15 protein-coding genes are annotated in these 18,081 nt (G+C 64.0%); 4 read left to right on the forward strand and 11 right to left on the reverse strand.

Annotation, left to right across the window (positions count from 1 at the left end; translation table 11 throughout):
* Positions 1 to 4 precede the first annotated feature (4 nt).
* Both CAG46_RS09275 and CAG46_RS09280 read right to left on the reverse strand, forming a co-directional pair.
* Positions 5 to 943 carry a branched-chain amino acid ABC transporter permease gene (locus tag CAG46_RS09275; RefSeq protein ID WP_085615264.1) on the reverse strand — a complete coding sequence of 313 codons (939 nt, stop codon included), beginning with the start codon at positions 941 to 943 and terminating at the stop codon, positions 5 to 7.
* Positions 944 to 1,075: 132 nt separating this feature from the next.
* On the reverse strand, positions 1,076 to 2,224 hold the full coding sequence (locus CAG46_RS09280; RefSeq protein ID WP_230386331.1) for a branched-chain amino acid ABC transporter substrate-binding protein: 1,149 nt from the start codon (positions 2,222 to 2,224) through the stop codon (positions 1,076 to 1,078).
* A 322-nt stretch (positions 2,225 to 2,546) separates the two neighbouring features.
* Between CAG46_RS09280 and CAG46_RS09285 the strand changes: the two genes are divergently transcribed.
* Positions 2,547 to 3,272 carry a FadR/GntR family transcriptional regulator gene (locus tag CAG46_RS09285; RefSeq protein WP_085615260.1) on the forward strand — a complete coding sequence of 242 codons (726 nt, stop codon included), beginning with the start codon at positions 2,547 to 2,549 and terminating at the stop codon, positions 3,270 to 3,272.
* Positions 3,273 to 3,395: 123 nt separating this feature from the next.
* Here the strand turns inward: CAG46_RS09285 and CAG46_RS09290 are convergent, their stop codons facing one another.
* The 9 genes from CAG46_RS09290 to CAG46_RS09330 form a co-directional block, all read right to left on the reverse strand.
* Positions 3,396 to 4,844 (reverse strand): NAD-dependent succinate-semialdehyde dehydrogenase, encoded by a 1,449-nt coding sequence (locus CAG46_RS09290; RefSeq protein ID WP_178080694.1) that lies wholly within the window; start codon positions 4,842 to 4,844, stop codon positions 3,396 to 3,398.
* Between the two features lie 63 nt (positions 4,845 to 4,907).
* Positions 4,908 to 6,593: a thiamine pyrophosphate-binding protein gene (locus CAG46_RS09295; RefSeq protein ID WP_085615256.1), complete on the reverse strand. Its 1,686-nt coding sequence runs from the start codon at positions 6,591 to 6,593 to the stop codon at positions 4,908 to 4,910.
* A 25-nt stretch (positions 6,594 to 6,618) separates the two neighbouring features.
* The gene (locus CAG46_RS09300; RefSeq protein WP_085615254.1) at positions 6,619 to 7,815 is read right to left on the reverse strand and encodes an FAD-binding oxidoreductase; all 1,197 of its coding nucleotides are present in this window, start codon (positions 7,813 to 7,815) and stop codon (positions 6,619 to 6,621) included.
* 30 nt (positions 7,816 to 7,845) lie between these two features.
* On the reverse strand, positions 7,846 to 8,655 hold the full coding sequence (locus CAG46_RS09305) for an NAD(P)-dependent oxidoreductase (RefSeq protein ID WP_085615252.1): 810 nt from the start codon (positions 8,653 to 8,655) through the stop codon (positions 7,846 to 7,848).
* Positions 8,656 to 8,680: 25 nt separating this feature from the next.
* Positions 8,681 to 9,883: a pyridoxal phosphate-dependent aminotransferase gene (locus CAG46_RS09310; RefSeq protein ID WP_085615250.1), complete on the reverse strand. Its 1,203-nt coding sequence runs from the start codon at positions 9,881 to 9,883 to the stop codon at positions 8,681 to 8,683.
* 3 nt (positions 9,884 to 9,886) lie between these two features.
* The gene (locus CAG46_RS09315) at positions 9,887 to 11,551 is read right to left on the reverse strand and encodes a hydantoinase B/oxoprolinase family protein (RefSeq protein WP_085615248.1); all 1,665 of its coding nucleotides are present in this window, start codon (positions 11,549 to 11,551) and stop codon (positions 9,887 to 9,889) included.
* Positions 11,552 to 11,575: 24 nt separating this feature from the next.
* Complete coding sequence (locus CAG46_RS09320; RefSeq protein WP_143493387.1) at positions 11,576 to 13,651, reverse strand: hydantoinase/oxoprolinase family protein; 2,076 nt, start codon at positions 13,649 to 13,651, stop codon at positions 11,576 to 11,578.
* A 238-nt stretch (positions 13,652 to 13,889) separates the two neighbouring features.
* Positions 13,890 to 14,645, reverse strand: a complete 756-nt coding sequence (locus CAG46_RS09325; protein ID WP_085615244.1) for an SDR family oxidoreductase — start codon at positions 14,643 to 14,645, stop codon at positions 13,890 to 13,892.
* Positions 14,638 to 15,387: an SDR family NAD(P)-dependent oxidoreductase gene (locus CAG46_RS09330; RefSeq protein ID WP_085615242.1), complete on the reverse strand. Its 750-nt coding sequence runs from the start codon at positions 15,385 to 15,387 to the stop codon at positions 14,638 to 14,640. Before CAG46_RS09330 ends, CAG46_RS09325 begins: the two co-directional genes overlap by 8 nt.
* Positions 15,388 to 15,471: 84 nt before the next feature.
* Here CAG46_RS09330 and CAG46_RS09335 point away from each other — a divergent pair, with 84 nt between their 5' ends.
* The 3 genes from CAG46_RS09335 (at position 15,472) to CAG46_RS09345 (ending at position 18,077) form a co-directional block, all read left to right on the forward strand.
* Positions 15,472 to 16,062 carry a TetR/AcrR family transcriptional regulator gene (locus CAG46_RS09335; protein ID WP_085615240.1) on the forward strand — a complete coding sequence of 197 codons (591 nt, stop codon included), beginning with the start codon at positions 15,472 to 15,474 and terminating at the stop codon, positions 16,060 to 16,062.
* 257 nt (positions 16,063 to 16,319) lie between these two features.
* Complete coding sequence (msuE, locus tag CAG46_RS09340; protein ID WP_085615238.1) at positions 16,320 to 16,880, forward strand: FMN reductase; 561 nt, start codon at positions 16,320 to 16,322, stop codon at positions 16,878 to 16,880.
* 9 nt (positions 16,881 to 16,889) lie between these two features.
* Entirely contained in the window at positions 16,890 to 18,077 is a 1,188-nt protein-coding gene (locus CAG46_RS09345; RefSeq protein WP_085615236.1) for an acyl-CoA dehydrogenase family protein, read from the forward strand.
* The last annotated feature ends 4 nt before the right edge of the window (positions 18,078 to 18,081 follow it).

Here is an 18,081-nt window from a genome sequence, read left to right on the forward strand (position 1 = left end):
CTCCTTACGCCCGGTCAGCCTGGCGTTCGCCAAGCAGGCCGTTCGGGCGGAACAGCAGCACCAGGATCAGCACCGCGAAGGCGAAGATGTCCTGATAGTTGGCGCCGAGGAAGCCACCGGTGATCTGCCCGGTGTAGCCCGCTGCCAGCGACTCGATCAGCCCCAGCAACAGGCCGCCGGCCATGGCCCCGAACAGGTTGCCAATGCCGCCGAGCACTGCCGCCGAGAATGCCTTCAGGCCCAGCAGCAGGCCCATGTAGGCATCGGCCTGGCCGTAGTTGACCGCTCGCATTACCCCGGCGATGGCGCCCAGGCTGGCACCGATGAGGAAGGTGGCGCTGATCACCCGGTTGATGTTGATGCCCATCAGCCCGGCCACCTCCTGGTTCTGCGCGGTGGCACGCATGGCCTTGCCCAGACGGGTCTTGTCCACCAGCAGCCATAGGCCGAGCATGATCACCACCGCAATCAGCATGATCGACAGCTGCACGTTGGTAATGGTGGCGCCGTACACGTCCACCGGCTGGGTCTCGACCACTTCGGGGAAGGTCTTGTACCCGCGCCCCCAGATCATCATCGCCAGGTTCTGCAGGGCGATGGAAATGCCGATGGCGAGAATCAGCGGGGTCAGCCGCGGGGCTTTGCGCAAGGGCCGGTAGGCGTACTTTTCCATGCCCTGGGCCAGCAGCATGCACACCACCACCGCAGCCATGATCGCCAGCAGCAAGGTGATGATGCCTGGGGCAAAACCTGCGCCCGCGAGCATCGTCAGTACCGAAATGGTCACCATGGCGCCGACCATCACCACCTCGCCATGGGCGAAGTTGATCAGGCCGATGATGCCGTAGACCATGGTGTAGCCCAAGGCTACCAGGGCATAGATGCTGCCCAGCACCAGGCCGTTGAGGACCTGTTGCAACAAGATATCGAAATTACCGTCCACGCGCTGAATCCTCGAAACTGCGTTGTCGTCGGCGCGCGGCGGCTCAGCGCCACACGCCGACAGGCCTGGCAGGTGGGAAAAGTCTTCTTGTTATGTGGCAGGCCGGCGCCTGCTTGTTATGGGGGGTGGCGCTCAGTCGCGCTGGACCGACAGGGTTTTCCAGCCGCCGTCGGCGAACTGGAACACGGTAGCCGCCGGGTTCTTCAGGTTGCCTTGATCATCGAAGGCGATGGTGCCGGTGACGCCTTCGTAGCTCTGGCTCTTGAGCACTGGCAGGTACACTTTGGGGTCGTCGGAGCCGGCCTTGACCATGGCGTTGATCGCTGCCCAGGTGGCGTCATACGCGGCTGGCGACGACTGCACTACGCCCACGCCGAACTTGTCCTTGAGCTTCTGCTCGAAGGCCGCGCCCTTGGGCATGTCCAGCAGCGGCGTGCCGTAGTTCCAGGCGTAGGTGCCCTCGGCGGCGCTGCCGGCCATCTGCCTGAACGAGTCGTTGGGCAGGTTGCCGATGTTCATGAAGCGCGCCTTCAGGCCAAGATTCTTCATCTGCTTGGCCATCGGTGCGGCCTGGTAGTCGAGGGCGGCGAAGAACACCGCATCGGCCTTCTGTGCCTTGGCGGTGGTGAGAATGGCGTTGAAGTCGGTGGACTTGTCGTTGGTGTACTCGCGCACCACCACATTACCGCCGGCAGCCTTGACTGCCTTGGTCACCTCGTCGGCCAGGCCCTGGCCGTAAGCGGTGCGGTCATCGAAAATGGCGATGCGCTGGGCCTTGAGCTGGCTGACCAGGTAGTTGCCAGCGTAGCGGCCCAGGGTGGCATCGTCGTTGACGGTACGGAACACCGAAGGGATGCCCTGGCGGGTCAAGGTGGGGTTGGTGGCCGAGGGCGAGATCTGCGGGATGCCGGCGGCGGCGTAAATCTTCGAGGCGGGGATACTGGTGCCGGAGTTGTAATGGCCGATCACCACCGCCACTTTCGAGTCCACCAGGCGTTGCGCGACCGCCGTGCCGGTGCGCGGGTCGGCGACATCGTCTTCGGAGACCAGTTTGAACCGGGCGACCTTGTCGCCGATCTTCAGTTGCTGTTCGTTGGCTTCATCAACGGCAATCTGGATGCCGTGCTCGACATCCTGTCCCTGGTGCGCCGAAGGGCCGGTCAGGGGGCCAGCGAAGCCGATCCTGACGATTTCACTGTCTGCTGCGTTTGCCGTCCCCATGGCCATTAGCAACGTTACCGCGGTCGCGAGGGCTGCACGCCCTCCCTTGTTGTTATTCATGCTCAGCTCCCAGTAGTGATTGGACGAACCTCGACATCGCTTACCGCATGCGAATTGGCCGGAACGCCATCGCACTTGTAAGATAACAGTCAGCAGGCAACTGTCAATGGGTGTATGCTTGAGCCGTGGTTAAAATTTACAGGCATGCGTGGAGACCTGTTCGGGGGGAAGCCCGCTCCTACAGATCAGATGTTTGATAACATATGCCTACAACATCACCGCTGGTTGGCTACGGATCCCGCCGCAAGGGGCATGAGGGCTGCGCGCAACCTGCCGGAGAATCAACCGTGATGAGCCAATCAGTTTCAGGAGCAACTCTTTTATGAATGCGTCGTTAGGCACGCGTCGCGCCAATCTGGCGGAAACCGTGATCCAGGAGCTTTCCGGCCGGATCGACAACGGCACCTACGGCCCGGGCGACAAGCTGCCGTCCGAACAGGAGCTGTGCAAGGAATTCAACGTCAGCCGCCCGGTCATCCGTGAGGCGGTAGCCTCGCTGCGCCTGGGTGGGCGCCTGATCGCCCGCCAGGGCGTGGGCGTCTTCGTGGTCGAGCAGGACGTGAAACGCATCGGCTTTGCCATCGACAGCGTGGTTGATGACGTGCGTGCCGCCGCGCAGATCCTGGAACTGCGCCTGGGGATCGAAACCGAGTCGGTGGCCCGCGCAGCCGAGCGCCGCAGCCCGGCCAGCATGGCGGCAATCACCGAGGCATTCGACCGTTTCAACTCACTGGACGGTGCCACGCAGGAGGAAGAAGCCAGGGCCGACTTCGAATTCCACCTGGCAATTGCCCGTGCCACCAACAACCCGCACTTCACCCAGCTGCTGGAAGCGCTGGGCCCGGACATCATCCTCGATTTGAACCTCAAGCATGGGCAGGTGACGGGCAAGAACCGCCAGGCGCACATCAAGAAGATCGGCCGAGAGCACGGGGCGATCCTCTCGGCAATCAGCATGGGCGATGTGGCCAGTGCGCGCACGGCGCTGCGCAAGCACCTGGAAGAAAGCTTGTCGCGGTATCAGCGGTTGCTCGACAGCAAGGCCTGATGGCTATCCTGTACCGGCCGCTGCGCGGCCAAGGCCGCTCCCACAGGGATCACGCATTACCTGAAGGAGCGGCCTTGGCCGCGCAGAGGCCAGCACAGGCAGCATCAGCGGCCCGGAATCACCTCAAAGCCCCAGGCACACATACTTGACCTCGAGGTAATCCTCGATCCCGTAGCGCGACCCTTCCCTACCCAAGCCCGAAGCCTTCACCCCACCAAACGGCGCCACCTCGGTCGCCACCACGCCGACGTTGACCCCGACCATCCCATACTCCAACGCCTCGGACACCCGCCAGATTCGCCCGACATCCCGCGCATACAGGTAGCAGGCGAGGCCGAACTCGGTGTCGTTGGCCTGGGCAATCACCTCCTCCTCGCTACCGAAGCGGAAGATCGGCGCCACCGGCCCGAAGATCTCCTCGCGTGCCACGCGCATGTCCGGCGTCACATCCGCCAGCAAGGTCGGCTCGAAAAACGCCTCGCCCAGCGCATGCCGGCGCCCACCGGCCAGCACCCGTGCCCCGGCCTCCACCGCTTCACCCACCAGCCGCTCGACACCACTGGCAGCACGCCCGTCGATCATAGGCCCGACCTGGGTCCCGGGCGCATCGCCCCGCCCCACCACCAGCTCAGCCACGCGCTCGGCAAAGCGCGCCACGAAGCGCTCGTAGATTCCACCCTGAACATAGAACCGGTTGGCGCACACGCAGGTCTGCCCGCTGTTGCGGAACTTGGCGATCAGCGCCCCCTCCACGGCTTTTTCCAGGTCGGCATCATCGAACACGATGAACGGCGCATTGCCACCCAGCTCCATGGTCACCTTCTTCACCGTCGCCGCCGACTGCTGCAGCAACTGGATGCCGATGGGCGTGGAGCCGGTGAACGACAACTTGCGCACCACCGGGCTGGCCGTCAGCTCCCCGCCGATGGCCGCCGAGTCACCAGTCACCACGCTTAGCACGCCCGCAGGGATACCAGCGCGTTCGGCCAGCACGCACAGCGCCAGCGCGCTGAACGGAGTTTGCGAGGCCGGCTTGAGCACCAGCGTGCAACCCGCCGCCAAAGCCGGCGCCGCCTTACGGGTGATCATCGCCGCCGGAAAATTCCATGGCGTAATCGCCGCGCAGACGCCAATCGGCTCTTTGGTGACGATCAACCGACGATCAGCGCTCGGCGAAGGAATTACATCACCATAAATGCGCTTGCCCTCTTCTGCATAAAACTCCACATAGGCTGCCGCAAAGGCAATCTCGCCACGGGACTCGGCTAGCGGCTTGCCCTGTTCGGCCGTCATGATGCACGCCAGGTCCTCCTGGTGGGCGAGGATTTCGCGGAACCAGGCCTGCAGCCGGGCGGCACGCTCCTTGGCAGCAAGCGCCCGCCAAGCCGGCAAGGCACGTTCGGCAGCGGCGATGGCGCGACGGGTTTCATCCGCCCCCATGCGCGGCACATGGCCGAGCACTTCGCCGCTGGCCGGGTTGGTCACGGCAATGCGCTGACCACTGTCGGCCGCCAGCCATTTTCCGTCGATATAGCAAACTTCACGCAGCAGATCACGATCGGCAAGGTTCATGTCGATTGACTCGTTCGAAAAAGGAAGAAAGGTGGGGCCGTACCGCGCCCCACCCGAGGCGAATCAGCGCTTGGCTTGCATGGCCTTGTCGCGGATCTGGCTGAGGGTCATGCGCGGGGTCAGGGCTTCGGGGTCGACCTGCACTTCGATCAGCGCCGGCTTGCCAGAAGCCTGGCAACGCTCGAAAGCGGCAGCGAAGTCCTCGGTGCGGGTGACGGTTTCACCGTGCAGCCCATAGGCACGCGCCAGGGCGGCGAAGTCTGGGTTGTGCAGCTCGGTGCCGGACACCCGCCCCGGGTAGCTGCGCTCCTGGTGCATGCGGATAGTGCCGTACATGCCGTTGTTGACCACCACGGTGATCAGGCGGGCGTCGTAGTGCGCCGCCGTGGCCAGCTCCTGGCCATTCATCAGGAAGCAGCCGTCACCGGCAAATGCCACCACAGTACGTTGCGGATAGGTCAGCTTGGCTGCCACCGCCGCCGGCACGCCATACCCCATGGACCCGTTGGTTGGCCCGAGCAACGTGCGGAACACACGGTGCTGGTAACCGCGATGCACCCAGCCGGTGTAGTTGCCGGCACCGCAGGTGAGAATGCTGTCGGCCGGCAGGGTCTTGTTCAGCCAGGCAATCACTTCGCTCATCTGCACATCGCCCGGCGAGCGTGGCGTTTCGAAGTTGCCACGGTAGCCGCTGTTCAGGCTGGCGACCCAGTCGGCGAACGCCTCGGGGCGCGCGGCTGGCAACGCAGCCGCCTGGCTCAGGAAGCTGGCCGGCCCGGCATTGATGCCCAAGGTCGGCTGGTACACCCTGCCGATTTCCTCGGCACTGGCGTGCACATGCACCAGCGCCTGTTTCGGCGTCGGAATGTCGACAAGCGCATAACCGCCTGTGGTCATCTCGCCCAGGCGCGCGCCCACCACGATCAGCAGGTCCGACTGCTTCACCGCCTCGACCAGTACCGGCCCGGCAGCCAGCCCGAGGTCGCCGGCATAGTGCGAGTCGGTGTTGTCGAACAGGTCCTGGCAACGGAACGAAGCTGCCAGCGGCAGGTTCTGCACCTGCACGAAGCGCTTCAGGTCGGCCACCGCCTGGTCGTTCCAGCCGCCACCACCGGCAATCACCAGCGGCTTGCTGGCGTTGCCCAGCAGGGCCTGCAGCTCGCTCAGCGCCTGTGGCGCCGGTGCGGCTTCGACGCGTCGCGCCGGACGCGCATCGGCCACCTGCACCAGGTCGGTCAGCATGTCCTCCGGCAAGGCGATCACCACCGGGCCGGGGCGGCCGCTGATGGCACGCTGAAAGGCCTGGTTGACCAGCTCGGGAATGCGCGCGGCATCGTCGATCTGCACCACCCACTTGGCCATCTGGCCGAACATGCGTCGGTAGTCCACTTCCTGGAAGGCTTCGCGCTCGATCTGGTCGCGGGCCACCTGGCCGATGAACAGCAGCATCGGCGTAGAGTCCTGAAACGCCGTGTGCACGCCCACCGAGGCATTGGTGGCGCCGGGGCCACGGGTGACGAAGCAGATGCCCGGCTTGCCGGTCAGCTTGCCGTAGGCCTCGGCCATGTATGCCGCACCACCCTCCTGGCGACAAACGATCAGGTCGATTTCATCCTGCACATCGTGCAACGCATCCAGCACTGCCAGGTAACTCTCGCCCGGCACGCAGAAGGCGCGCTCGACACCATTCACCCGCAGGGCATCGACCAGCACCTGGCCGCCACTGCGCTTCACTTCGGAGTTGCTCATTGTTGTTCTCCCTCAGGCGCTGCGGTCAGATGACCGAATCTTCCAGGAACGGTTTGTTGTCGATTACCCGCTGGTAACTCAGCGCACCCAGATCAAGCGAACGGTAGCCGCCATAGGTGATGAGCTCGGACAGCCCACGGCCGATGGCCGGTGCCTGCTGCAGGCCATGGCCGCTGAAGCCGTTGCAGAACAGGAAGTTGCCCACCTCGTTGTGCGGGCCGACGATGGCGTTGTGGTCGAGCACGCAGAAGTCATAGTGCCCGGCCCAGAAGTTGACCACCTTGATGCCTTCGAACGCCGGCACGCGCTCCGCAAGAATCGGCCACACCTCCTCGTCGAACTCCTCGTGCAATACGTCGAAGTCTTCGAAGTCGACTTCCGGGTCGTTTTTCGGGTACGTGCCGCCCAGGTAGAACTTGCCTTCAGGGCGGAAGAACACACCGGTCGGGTCGATGGTCAGCGGCACGATACCTTCCAGCGGGGTGCGGCAGTCGAACACGAACAGCGAACGGCGGCGTGGCTCAACCGGAATATCCAGGCCGGCCATACGAGCGACCTTGGTGCCACGTGTGCCGGCGCAGTTGACCAGCAGGCCGCAGCCGATACGCTCGCCACTGCCCAGTTGCACACCGGTGATGCGCTCGCCTTCACGCTGGATACCGACCACTTCGTTCTCGATATACTCGATGCCCATCGAGCGCGCCTTGCGGCGGAAGCCATTGAGCATGCCCAGGCTGTCGAACCACCCTTCGCCGCTCTGGCCATAGCTGGCACCGGCCAGGCTGTCGATGTTGACCCAGGGGAACTTGCGTTGCAGTTGTTCGGGGTCGAGCAGACGTACATCGGCACCGTGGGATACCTGGGTATCGTGCAGGCGGCGCAGCACTTCATAACCTTTGTCGTCACCGAGGAACAGGTAACCGTTCTCGTGAAAGGCCAGGTCCGGGCGATCGCCGTCCACTTCCATCACCTCCGGGAAGTTGCGCACGAACTCGGCGCCGAACCTGGAGATCTCGATGTTGATCGGGTTGGAGAACTGTTGGCGGATCGAGCTGCTGGACAGCGCGGTGGCTGACTTGTTGTAGGTCCAGTCGCGCTCGATGACCAGCACCGAACCTTTGAAATCCGGGTTGTTGGCCAGGAAATAGGCGGTGGCGCTGCCGTTGACCGCGCCGCCGACGATCACCACATCGTAATTCTGTTGTTTAGCGGTGGAAGCCATGTAATGCACTCTCTGCTGATGTGGAGATATCTACTTGTCTTCGAAGTGCCCGGCACCAGCGAAGTTGCCGCCGTGGTAGCGCGCGGCCGGTTCGTTCGGGTGCAGCGGCGGGTGCTCGGCCAGGACCTTGTCGCGGTAGTCGTCAGCACTGTCCTTGGGCACGTAGCCAAGCGACGAAGCCAGGCGGTTGTCCCACAGGCTTTCGCGGTTGGCCGACATGCCATAGACAATCATGTGCCCGACCCGCGGCGCCAGCAGCGAGCGCTCGGTGAGCTGGGCGAAGTCGTCGAACGACAGCCAGGTGGCGAGCATGCGCCGGTCCAGAGGCTCGGGGAATGACGAACCGATGCGCAGGTTGACCGACTCGATGGCGAACTTGTCCCAGTAGTAGCGGCCCAGGTCCTCGGCAAAGCACTTGCTGACGCCATACAGGCTGTCGGGGCGGTGCGCAGCGGTAGCGTCGATGGTCTCGGTGCGGTCATGGAAGCCGATGGCGTGGTTGGAGCTGGTGTACACCACCCGCTTGACGCCATTGCGCCGCGCAGCTTCGTAGATGTTGTAGGTACCGACGATGTTGCCGTTGAGGATCTTCTCGAAAGTGTCCTCCATCGGCACGCCACCGGCATGCACGATGGCGTCGACATCTTCGGTCAACGGCAGCACGTCGTTGAAGTTGGCCAGGTCGCAACGCACCAATTGCTCATGGGGTGCAGCGTGGCCCATGTCAGCGATGTCGGTCAGGCGCAGCTCATCGGCGAAGGCTGCCAGGTGCTTGCGCAGCACACTGCCCAGGCGCCCGGCGGCGCCGGTGATCAGCAGGCGTTTGAAAGGCTTGCTCATGTGTTACCTCGATTGCTTGGTGGGCTCAGGACAGCGCCGCGAACGCGTCGCGCAGCTGCCCCAGGGCTTGTTCCAGTTCCTGCCGCGATGTGGCGAACGACAGACGAATGTAGGGCTCCAGGCCAAACGCCGAACCCGGCACGGTGGCGACCTTGCCGACCCGCAACAGGTAGGCCGCAAGGTCCGCATCGTTGCCAATGACCTGGCCATCTGGCGTGCGCTTGCCAATGAAGGCACTGACCTCGGGGAACGCATAGAACGCGCCCTGCGGCATCTGCAATTGCAGGCCCGGGATCTGCGCCAGCCCCTGTACCACCAGCGCACCGCGCGCCTGATACTCGCGGTTGGCGTCACGCACGAAGTCCTGCGGCCCATTCAACGCCGCCACCGCCGCCAGCTGCGAGATGCTCGACGGGCAGGTGGTCGTCTGCGACTGGGTCTTGTTCATCGCCACGATCAGGTCCTTGGGGCCTGCCGCGTAACCCAGCCGATAACCGGTCATGGCATAGGCCTTGGAAACGCCGTTGATCAGCAAGGTGCGCTCGCGCAACTGCGGGCAGGCGGTAACGAAGGACACGAACGGCTGGTCGCCCAACACGATGTGCTCGTAGATCTCGTCGGAAATCACCAGCACCTTGGGGTGGCGCTCCAGTACCTTGCCCAGTGCTGCGAACTCTTCACGGGTGAAGATCGCCCCGCTCGGATTGTTCGGCGAGTTGAGCATCACCCAGCGGGTACGCGGGGTGATCGCCGCCTCCAGCTGCTCGGGGCGCAGCTTGAAGCCCTGCTCGGCAGTGCACGGGATGACCCTGGGCACGCCACCGTTGAGCATGGCCATGTCGGTGTACGACACCCAGTAAGGTGCCGGGGTGATTACCTCGTCACCCGGCTCGAGGGTGGCGAGGAAGGCGTTGAACAGCAGTTGCTTGGCACCGTTGCCCACACAGATTTCGTCCAGCCCATAGACCAGGTCGTTTTCCCGGGCGAACTTGTCGACGATGGCTTGGCGCAATACCTCCAGGCCGTTGGGCCCGGTGTAGTGGTTGTTGCCTGCCAGCATCGCCTGGTAGGCGGCTTCGATCACATGAGCCGGTACGTTGTAATCCGGCTCGCCGAGCGCCAGGTTGATCACCGGCTCGCCCTGGGCCAGCATCTGTTTGGCCAGCACCGACACGGCCATGCTCGGTGAGCTTTTTACCGCGCGCACGCGGCTGCTTTGCACATCCATCGTCTAGCACTCCTGGGCGGCGTCGAAGCCGTAGTCGTTGCGCGCCTGCTCGGCGCTGATGTAGCCAAAGCGCAGGTCGCGCTCGACCTGCTGGCGGTCGCGTTGACGCGGGTCGCCATAGCCACCACCACCCGGCAGGCGCAACACCAGGCGGCGCTCGGCCGGCACGAACTGCTGGCCCTTGCCGCGCAGCAGGCTGCCGTCATCCAGGCCGACATAACCTTCGGCGCCCTGCTTGCCACCCTCCAGGCCGCGGGCGGCATGCTGGATGCGATCGAACATGGCGCTGAAGCGGAAGCTGTAGCCCGCGGCCGCCGACACTTCAATCTCCTGCCCCAGGCCGCCGCGCAGTTGGCCGGCACCGCCGGAGCCTTCACGCAGCTCCTTGCGCCACACCACCACCGGGCCGGCGTGTTCTGTGGCTTCCACCGGCATGGTGTGCACACCACTGGGGAATGCCGTGGCGCTCAGGCCATCCATCGCTGAACGCGCCCCCATGCCGCCGCTGTTGAACATCAGCATCTCGGCATTGCGACCGTTCGGGTTGCTCTCCAGCGGGCGCACGCTCAGGTGCAGGTTCCACAAGGCGCTGGCCCCCTCGGCCGGCACCTTGCCCGGCAGGCACTTATGCAGTGCCCCCAACACCAGGTCGGGCACGAAGTGACCCAGCACATGGCGCACCGACACCGGCGCCGGGTGCTTGGCATTGAGGATGCAGCCCTCGGGCGCAGTGACCTCGAACGGCGCCAGCGAGGCAGTGTTGTTGGGAATTTCCGGCGCCACGATGCACTTGAGGCCATAACAGGCGTAGGCCTTGGCATAGCCCAGGGGCACGTTGATGCCGAACTGGCTCATGCCCGAGGTGCCAGTGAAGTCGCTCTTGATGCCATCGGGGCCTACAGTGATGGTTACCGCCAGGGTCACCGGCACATCGTAACCATCGAGGGTCATGCTGTTGCTGTAGGTGCCATGCGGCAGCGCCTTGAAGCACTCCAGCGTGGCGCGGCGGCTGTGTTCGAGGATGAAGCCACCAATGTGCTCCAGGTCATCCAGCCTGAACTCTTCGAGCATGTCGATCAGGCGCTTGTGACCAGTCTCGTTGCACGCCGACAGCGCATAGAAGTCGCCCACCACCCGGTCGTTCTCGCGTACGTTGTTGCGCAGTATGTTTATCAGGTCGCGGTTGACCTTGCCGCGCTCGAACAGCTTCATGATCGGGATGAACAGGCCTTCCTCGTATACCTCGCGGGCGTCCGGGCCAAAGCCACGGCCACCGATGTCGACCACGTGGGCGGTACTGGCAAAGTAACCAATCAGCCTGCCCTTGTAGAACGACGGCGAAACGATGGTGATGTCGTGCAGGTGGCCGGTACCCTTCCACGGGTCGTTGGTCACATACACGTCGCCTTCGAAGATGTTGTCTTCGCCGATGTCGTTGATGAAGTGCACCACCGCCTCGGCCATGGTATTGACGTGGCCGGGCGTGCCGGTGACGGCCTGGGCCAGCATGTTGCCGGCGCGGTCGAACACCCCGGCAGACAGGTCGCCGGCCTCGCGCACGCTGGTGGAGAATGCGGTGCGGATCAGGGTCAGGGCCTGCTCTTCGACCACCGAGACCAGGCGGTTCCACATCACCTGCATTTGAATGTCGATCAAAGTATCGCTCATGGTTCTGGCTTCCGAATTCAGGCGTTAGCGGCGCACGACCAGCAGGCAGCCGTCTGGCTGGACCGTGGCGGTGAAGTTGGAGGTGACGAAGGTCGAGGTTTCGCGCTCGACGATGATTGCCGGGCCATCGACGCGGGCACCGACCTGCAGTTCCTCGCGCGGATGGATGCCGGCCTCGACGAAACCGCCGGCAGCCACGTCGAACACCTGGCGGCGGGCGACTTCATGGGAGCGGTAGGCGGCACCCACTTCTTCGATTTGCTGTACCGGTGGCAACGGTGAACTGGCCTTGACCGACCAGCTGACGATTTCGATATCCGGCCCTTCGATAGGGCGACCGAAGAAGCGGGTATAGGCTTCTTCGAAACGGGCCTTGAACTCCACCGTATCCGCGGCGCTGAAGGCCTTGAACGGCAGGGCAACCGGAATTTCCCAACCTTGGCCGACATAGCGCATGAACGCGGTGCATTCCATTTCCGGCTCACCGGTTGGCATACCTTGACGCAGGAAGCCCAGCGACTCGGCTTTCATCTCGTCGATCAGGCCATTGACCTGCACGGCCTCGAATTCGGACAGGCGCACGAAGGCACTGCGCACGGCTTCGTAGCCGAATGGCGCACGCAGGAAGCCGATGGCCGAGCCCACACCGGCGCCGGCCGGGACAATGAAGCGCGCCACGCCCATCTTTTCGCACAGCCGTGCAGCGTGGAGCGGACCGCCGCCACCGAAGGTGATCATGGTGTAGTCGGCGATATCCTTGCCACTCTCCACCGCATGCACGCGACCAGCGTTGGCCATGTTCTCGTCGACCACTTCGCACACGCCAAAGGCTGCGGTATCGGCCTGCATGCCCAGCGGCTGGCCGATGACCCGAGCCATGGCGTTGGCGGCATTGTCGGTGGAGAGGCGCAACGCGCCACCGGCAAAGTTGTCGGCGTCCAGGCGGCCGAGCAGCAGGTTGGCGTCGGTGATGGTCGGCTCCTGACCGCCACGGCCGTAACAGGCCGGGCCTGGCTCGGAAGCCGCGCTATGCGGGCCAACGCGAATCTGGCGCATGCTGTCGATGCTGGCAATGGACCCGCCGCCGGCGCCGATCTCGACCATCTCGACCACCGGAATGGAAATCGGCATACCACTGCCCTTCTTGAAGCGATAGGTACGTGCAACCTCGAAGGTTTTCGCGGTTTTCGGCACCTGGTCTTCGATCAGGCAGATTTTTGCCGTGGTGCCGCCCATGTCGAATGACAGCACGTTCTCCAGCTGGTACCGGCGAGCGATATCGGCAGCGAAGATGGCGCCGCCGGCTGGACCGGACTCCACCAGACGTACCGGGAATTCAGCGGCACTCTGCACCGAGATGATGCCGCCACCGGAGTGGATCATGAAAACCGGGCAGTCGGCGCCGGCTTCCTTGAGGGTGACCACCAGGCGGTCCAGGTAGGACTTGATCAGCGGCTTGACGTAGGCGTTGGCGCATACGGTATTGAAGCGCTCGAACTCGCGCATCTGCGGCGAAACTTCGCTGGAGATGGAAATTGACAGTTGCGGCAGACGCGCCTGCAGGGCATCGCGCAGCTGGCGCTCGTGGGCACCATTGACGTAGCTGTGGATGAAGCCGATAGCCACGCTCTGGTAGTTGCCTTCGGCGATACGCTCGACCAATGCGTCGATCTCGGCCTGCGCCGGGGCGATCAGTACCTGGCCTTTGACATCCAGGCGTTCGCGCAGGGTGTAGCGGTGTTCGCGGTCGATCAGCGGCGGCGGCAGGACGATGTTGATGTCGTACTGCTCGAAGCGGTTTTCGGTGCGCATTTCAAGTGTGTCACGGAAGCCTTCGGTGGTGATGAAGGCGGTGCGTGCGCCACGGCGCTCAATCAGCGCATTGGTGGCAAGGGTGGTGCCATGGATCAGCTGATCGATGTCCGACAGCGACAGGCCCGCCTGCTCCACTACTTGGCGCACGCCAGTGAGGATGGCCCGTTCCGGCAGCTCGTAGTCGGTCAGGATCTTGGTCGAATGCAGCACGCCGTTCACGTCCAGCGCGATATCGGTGAAGGTCCCGCCTATGTCCACGCCGACCCGGCATGATGTCGCAGTCATCGTCATATCCCCTGCAATGCTTTGTAGTTGTCTCGATCCGCTGAAGCGGTCTTCATGTAAGTTATATGTTGTCTTACATGTGGTCAAGCACCTATTTGCTGAAATCTGCTGCGCCAGTGCCGGCCTCTTCGCGGGCATACCCGCTCCCACAGGATCACCACAGACCTTGAGAGCAGCACAGTACCTGGGGAGCGGGCGTGCCCGCGAAGAGACCTGCACAGCCAATACAACTAGCGGATCAACCGCCGGTCTTGACCATCCGCCCGCCGCCCACCGCCTGCGCCGTGGGGAACACTTCCAGCCGCGACACATCCACCTGCCGCGGCATCTTCAGCGCTGCCAGCAACAGCTGTGCAATATCCTCCGGCTGGATCGACTCATAACCGTCATACAGTTCGCTGCCCGCCGCCTGCATGCCCATGGCGGTCTTGTACAGCTGGGTCTGCACCCTGCCCGGGGCAATCTCGGTTACCCGCACCCCGCTGCCCAGCAAGTCACAGCGCAAGGCATCGCAGAACAGGCTTACACCAGCCTTGGACGCCCCGTATACAGCAGCCCCCGGGTGCGGCGCGCGGCCAGCACTGGAGCCAATGAAGAACAGATGCCCCCTGCCCCGTCCGACCATGCCCGGCAGCACCTGGCGCGCCAGGTGCAGCGGCGCCTTGAGGTTGATGTCGAGCATGTTGTCGATTTCGGCTTCGTCGATGTCCTGGAACGCCGCACGGGTGGAAAGAATGCCCGCGTTGTTGACCAGCACATCCACCGCTTGCCCTTCCAGCGCAACAGCCAGCGAACGGTAGTCGCGCACATCCGCCTGCAAGATGGTCACACCCGGCTCGCCAGCCAGCTCCGCGAGCGCTTCCGGGCTGCGCCCGACCGCAATCACCTGCAGGCCGGCGTCACGCAGCGCCAGTACGATGGCCTTGCCGATACCGCTGGTAGCCCCAGTCACCAGCGCGCGCTGGTAGCCCTCGGGAAATGCGACTTCAGGCATAGATGTAACCCCCGCTGACGATCACGTTTTCACCGGTGGCGTAGCTGTTGCGGCTGCTGCCCATCATCACGATCCACTCGGCGATTTCTGCTGGTTCCGCGGCGCGACCCAACGGGTTGGCCGCTGCCAGTTCACCAAGGAAGCCCAGCTGCTTGGCGCGCTCGGTGGCAAAACCGGCCGGGGCCACCGAATTGACCAGGATCTGGTCCTTGGCACAGGCCTGGGCGAACGACTTGGTCAGGCTCACCACCGCAGCCTTGGTCGCCGCATAGTGGGCGTTTTGCGGGTGGGCCTTGAAGGCATCAACCGAAGTGACGTTGACGATGCGCCCGGTCACCGCCGGGGCTGCCACGTACTGCTGCATGTGGCGCACCGCAGCGACCATCATGTGGTAGGTACCCTTGATATTGACGGCGTTTTCCAGGTCCCACTCTTCGTCAGTGATCTCGAGGATATCCTTGCGCGGGTAGATCGCCGCACTGTTGACCAGGCAATGCACCCGGCCCAGGCCTTCGACGATCTGGTCGAAGGCCGCGTGGGCAGTGTCCTTGCGGGCGATGTCACCCACCGCGATCGCCACCTCCACACCCTGCCCGCGCAGCTCTTCTGCTGCTTGTAGCAACAATTGCTCGTTGCGGTCGATCAGGCCGATCTTGCCAGCGCCACGCTTGACCATCAGCCGGGCTGTTTCCAGGCCCAGACCTGAGGCGCCACCTACGATCACCACCGTTTGATTTTCCACAAAACACCTCCGTGATTGAGTCTTTACGTAAGATGCCTGTTGTCTTACATTTGGTCAAACATCAATTCGTCGACAGGTGCTGCCATGCCCGCCTCCAGCCACCCGCCCGTACCCGCCCCGCATGCCCGGGACCGCTTGCTGGAGGCGGCGAGCGCGCTGTTTGCCAGCCACGGCTACCAGGCCATCGGCCTGCGCGACCTGGCCAGCCACCTGGGGCTCCGAGCCGGGTCGCTGTACCACCATATCGAGAGCAAACAGGGCCTGCTGTTCGAACTGATCGAATCGAGCCTGACCGACCTGCTGTATGAAACCCGACAATGCCTCAAAAGCGCCCGTACCAACAGTGAACGCTTGCCGTGCTTCGTCCAGGCGTTTGTTGCGTACAGCCAGGCCAACCCGGACAAGCTGGTGCTACTGACCCGCGAAGCCATGAACCTGAACGAAGAGCAACTGTTGCAGGTTGAACAGTTGAAGGCGCAATACAGCGGACTGCTCAGCGAAATTGTCGCAGCCGAGTGCGGCTTGACGGCATCGTGCGCGCGTTCGATCGCCCAGGCGGTACTTGGGTTATTGTGCGGTCAGGCCCAGTGGGGAACGGTGATGGCCGCTAGAGAGCAACTGGTGGCGTTCGTACAAGGGATTGTCGGAACCGGTAAGGCAGCGGCATGCCCGTAAAACATAATTCGCATAAGAATATGAATTCTTATTCTTTTTTAACCATCAAGCATTGCTCTATAACTGTCCTCACTGCACAGCCGCCAACACCCGGCCAACTGTCTGCAGCGCAACACACGATCAACAGGCAACGCTGCACGGCAACAGCGCCGCAACCATCAGAAAAGCGCTAACCAGTTGAAATAAAAGCAAATTCAAACTCGGCACGACGATTGCTCAAGCAAAGTCCCCGCTCAACCAGAACCGGAGACCTGCCCATGAGCACCCCACTGAACGTCGTAGCCCTGTCCGGCGGCACTGCCCGCCCTTCGCGCACCCTGGCCCTGACCGAGGCGATCCTCGCCGAACTGGCCCAGCACCTGCACATCAAGCCGCACCTGATCGAACTGGGCGACATCGCCCGCCCGCTGGGCAGCGCCCTGTGGCGCAGCGAACTGCCCGAGGCCGTTGAACAGCAACTGCGCCTGGTGGAAAAAGCCGACCTGCTGGTGGTGACCACGCCGGTGTACCGCGGCAGCTTCACCGGCCACTTCAAGCACCTGTTCGACCTGATCGACCAGGACGCCCTGGTCGACACCCCGGTGCTGCTCGCCGCCACCGGCGGCAGCGAGCGCCACGCACTGGTACTCGACCACCAGCTGCGCCCACTGTTCAGCTTCCTGCAAGCCCTGACCCTGCCCATCGGCGTGTTCGCCAGCCAGGCGGAAATGGCCGACTACCGGGTGTCCAGCGCAGCCCTGGCCGCCCGTATCCGCCTGGCCGCCGAGCGCGCCGTGCCGCTGTTCGGCGCCCATCATGCGCTGCGCAAGAGCGCCTGAGGAGCGGCCATGAATGCACCTGTGAACACCCCCCGGCGCCCTGCCTTGGCCATCGCCCGCGAACTGGCCGGGCAGTTTGCCCAGACCGCCGTCGAGCGCGACGAGCGCGGCGGCACGCCAAAAGCCGAGCGCGACGCCCTGCGTGACAGCGGCCTGCTGTCGCTGGTGATCCCGCAGGCCTTCGGCGGCCAGGGCGCCAACTGGCACGACACCTTCGCGGTGGTGCGCGAGTTCGCCCGGGTCGACAGCTCCATCGCCCACGTGTTCGGCTTCCATCACCTGATGCTGGCCACCGTGCGCCTGTTCTCGCGCCCGGACCAATGGCAACCGTGGTTCGAGCAGACCGCCCGCAAGCAGTGGTTCTGGGGCAATGCCTTGAACCCGCTGGACACCCGCACCGTGGTCAAGCACTTCGATGGCTGGTGCGAGTTTTCCGGCAAGAAAAGCTTCTGCTCCGGCGCCAGCGATTCGGAAATGCTCATCGCCTCGGCGGTGGACGAACGTGCCGGCGGCAAGCTGCTGATCGCCGCCATCCCCAGTGGCCGTACCGGCATCAGCCTGCACAGTGACTGGAACAACATCGGCCAGCGCCAGACCGACAGCGGCAGCGCCACCTTCGAGCGGGTACGGGTGGAGCACAACGAACTGCTGCTCGACCCAGGCCCCTTGAGCACGCCGTTCGCCGCCCTGCGCCCGCTGATTGCCCAGTTGCACTTCGCCAACCTGTTCCTCGGCATCGCCGAGGGGGCGTTCGAGGAGGCCCGCCAGTACACGCTCAAGGAAAGCCGGCCGTGGTTCCGCTCCAGCGCCGCCAGCAGCGCCGAAGACCCATACGTGCTGCGCCATTACGGCGAGTTCTGGGTCGGCCTGGAGAGCGTGCGCCTGCTGATCGAACGGGCCGCACGCCAGCTCGATGCCGCCTGGGCCAGGGAGCACGCCCTCACGGCGCAAGAGCGCGGCGACCTGGCCCTGGCCATCGGCACCGCCAAGGTTGCCGCCAGCCGCCATGGCCTGGACATCTGCAACCGCCTGTTCGAGGTCACCGGCGCCCGCGCCACCCATGCTTCGCTGCGCTTCGACCGGCACTGGCGCAACCTGCGCACGCAAACCTTGCACGACCCGGTGGACTACCGCATCCACGAACTCGGCGAGTGGGCCCTCAACGACAAGCGCCCTGCCCCATCCTTCTATTCCTGAGGAT

Origin of the sequence: Pseudomonas sp. B23(2017) (genome assembly GCF_002113725.1) — a bacterium.
In the GTDB taxonomy this organism is placed as follows: Bacteria; Pseudomonadota; Gammaproteobacteria; order Pseudomonadales; family Pseudomonadaceae; genus Aquipseudomonas; species Aquipseudomonas putida_Z.

Bases quoted from the DNA above. Each gene is read 5' to 3' on its own strand.
- CAG46_RS09295 (WP_085615256.1), bottom strand. From the start codon at position 6,593: ATGAGCAACTCCGAAGTGAAGCGCAGTGGCGGCCAGGTGCTGGTCGAT.
- CAG46_RS09325 (WP_085615244.1), bottom strand. From the start codon at position 14,645: ATGCCTGAAGTCGCATTTCCCGAGGGCTACCAGCGCGCGCTGGTGACT.
- CAG46_RS09320 (WP_143493387.1), bottom strand. From the start codon at position 13,651: ATGACTGCGACATCATGCCGGGTCGGCGTGGACATAGGCGGGACCTTC.
- CAG46_RS09310 (WP_085615250.1), bottom strand. From the start codon at position 9,883: ATGGATGTGCAAAGCAGCCGCGTGCGCGCGGTAAAAAGCTCACCGAGC.
- CAG46_RS09315 (WP_085615248.1), bottom strand. From the start codon at position 11,551: ATGAGCGATACTTTGATCGACATTCAAATGCAGGTGATGTGGAACCGC.
- CAG46_RS09300 (WP_085615254.1), bottom strand. From the start codon at position 7,815: ATGGCTTCCACCGCTAAACAACAGAATTACGATGTGGTGATCGTCGGC.
- msuE (WP_085615238.1), top strand. From the start codon at position 16,320: ATGAGCACCCCACTGAACGTCGTAGCCCTGTCCGGCGGCACTGCCCGC.
- CAG46_RS09305 (WP_085615252.1), bottom strand. From the start codon at position 8,655: ATGAGCAAGCCTTTCAAACGCCTGCTGATCACCGGCGCCGCCGGGCGC.
- CAG46_RS09280 (WP_230386331.1), bottom strand. From the start codon at position 2,224: ATGAATAACAACAAGGGAGGGCGTGCAGCCCTCGCGACCGCGGTAACG.
- CAG46_RS09285 (WP_085615260.1), top strand. From the start codon at position 2,547: ATGAATGCGTCGTTAGGCACGCGTCGCGCCAATCTGGCGGAAACCGTG.
- CAG46_RS09335 (WP_085615240.1), top strand. From the start codon at position 15,472: ATGCCCGCCTCCAGCCACCCGCCCGTACCCGCCCCGCATGCCCGGGAC.
- CAG46_RS09290 (WP_178080694.1), bottom strand. From the start codon at position 4,844: ATGAACCTTGCCGATCGTGATCTGCTGCGTGAAGTTTGCTATATCGAC.
- CAG46_RS09345 (WP_085615236.1), top strand. From the start codon at position 16,890: ATGAATGCACCTGTGAACACCCCCCGGCGCCCTGCCTTGGCCATCGCC.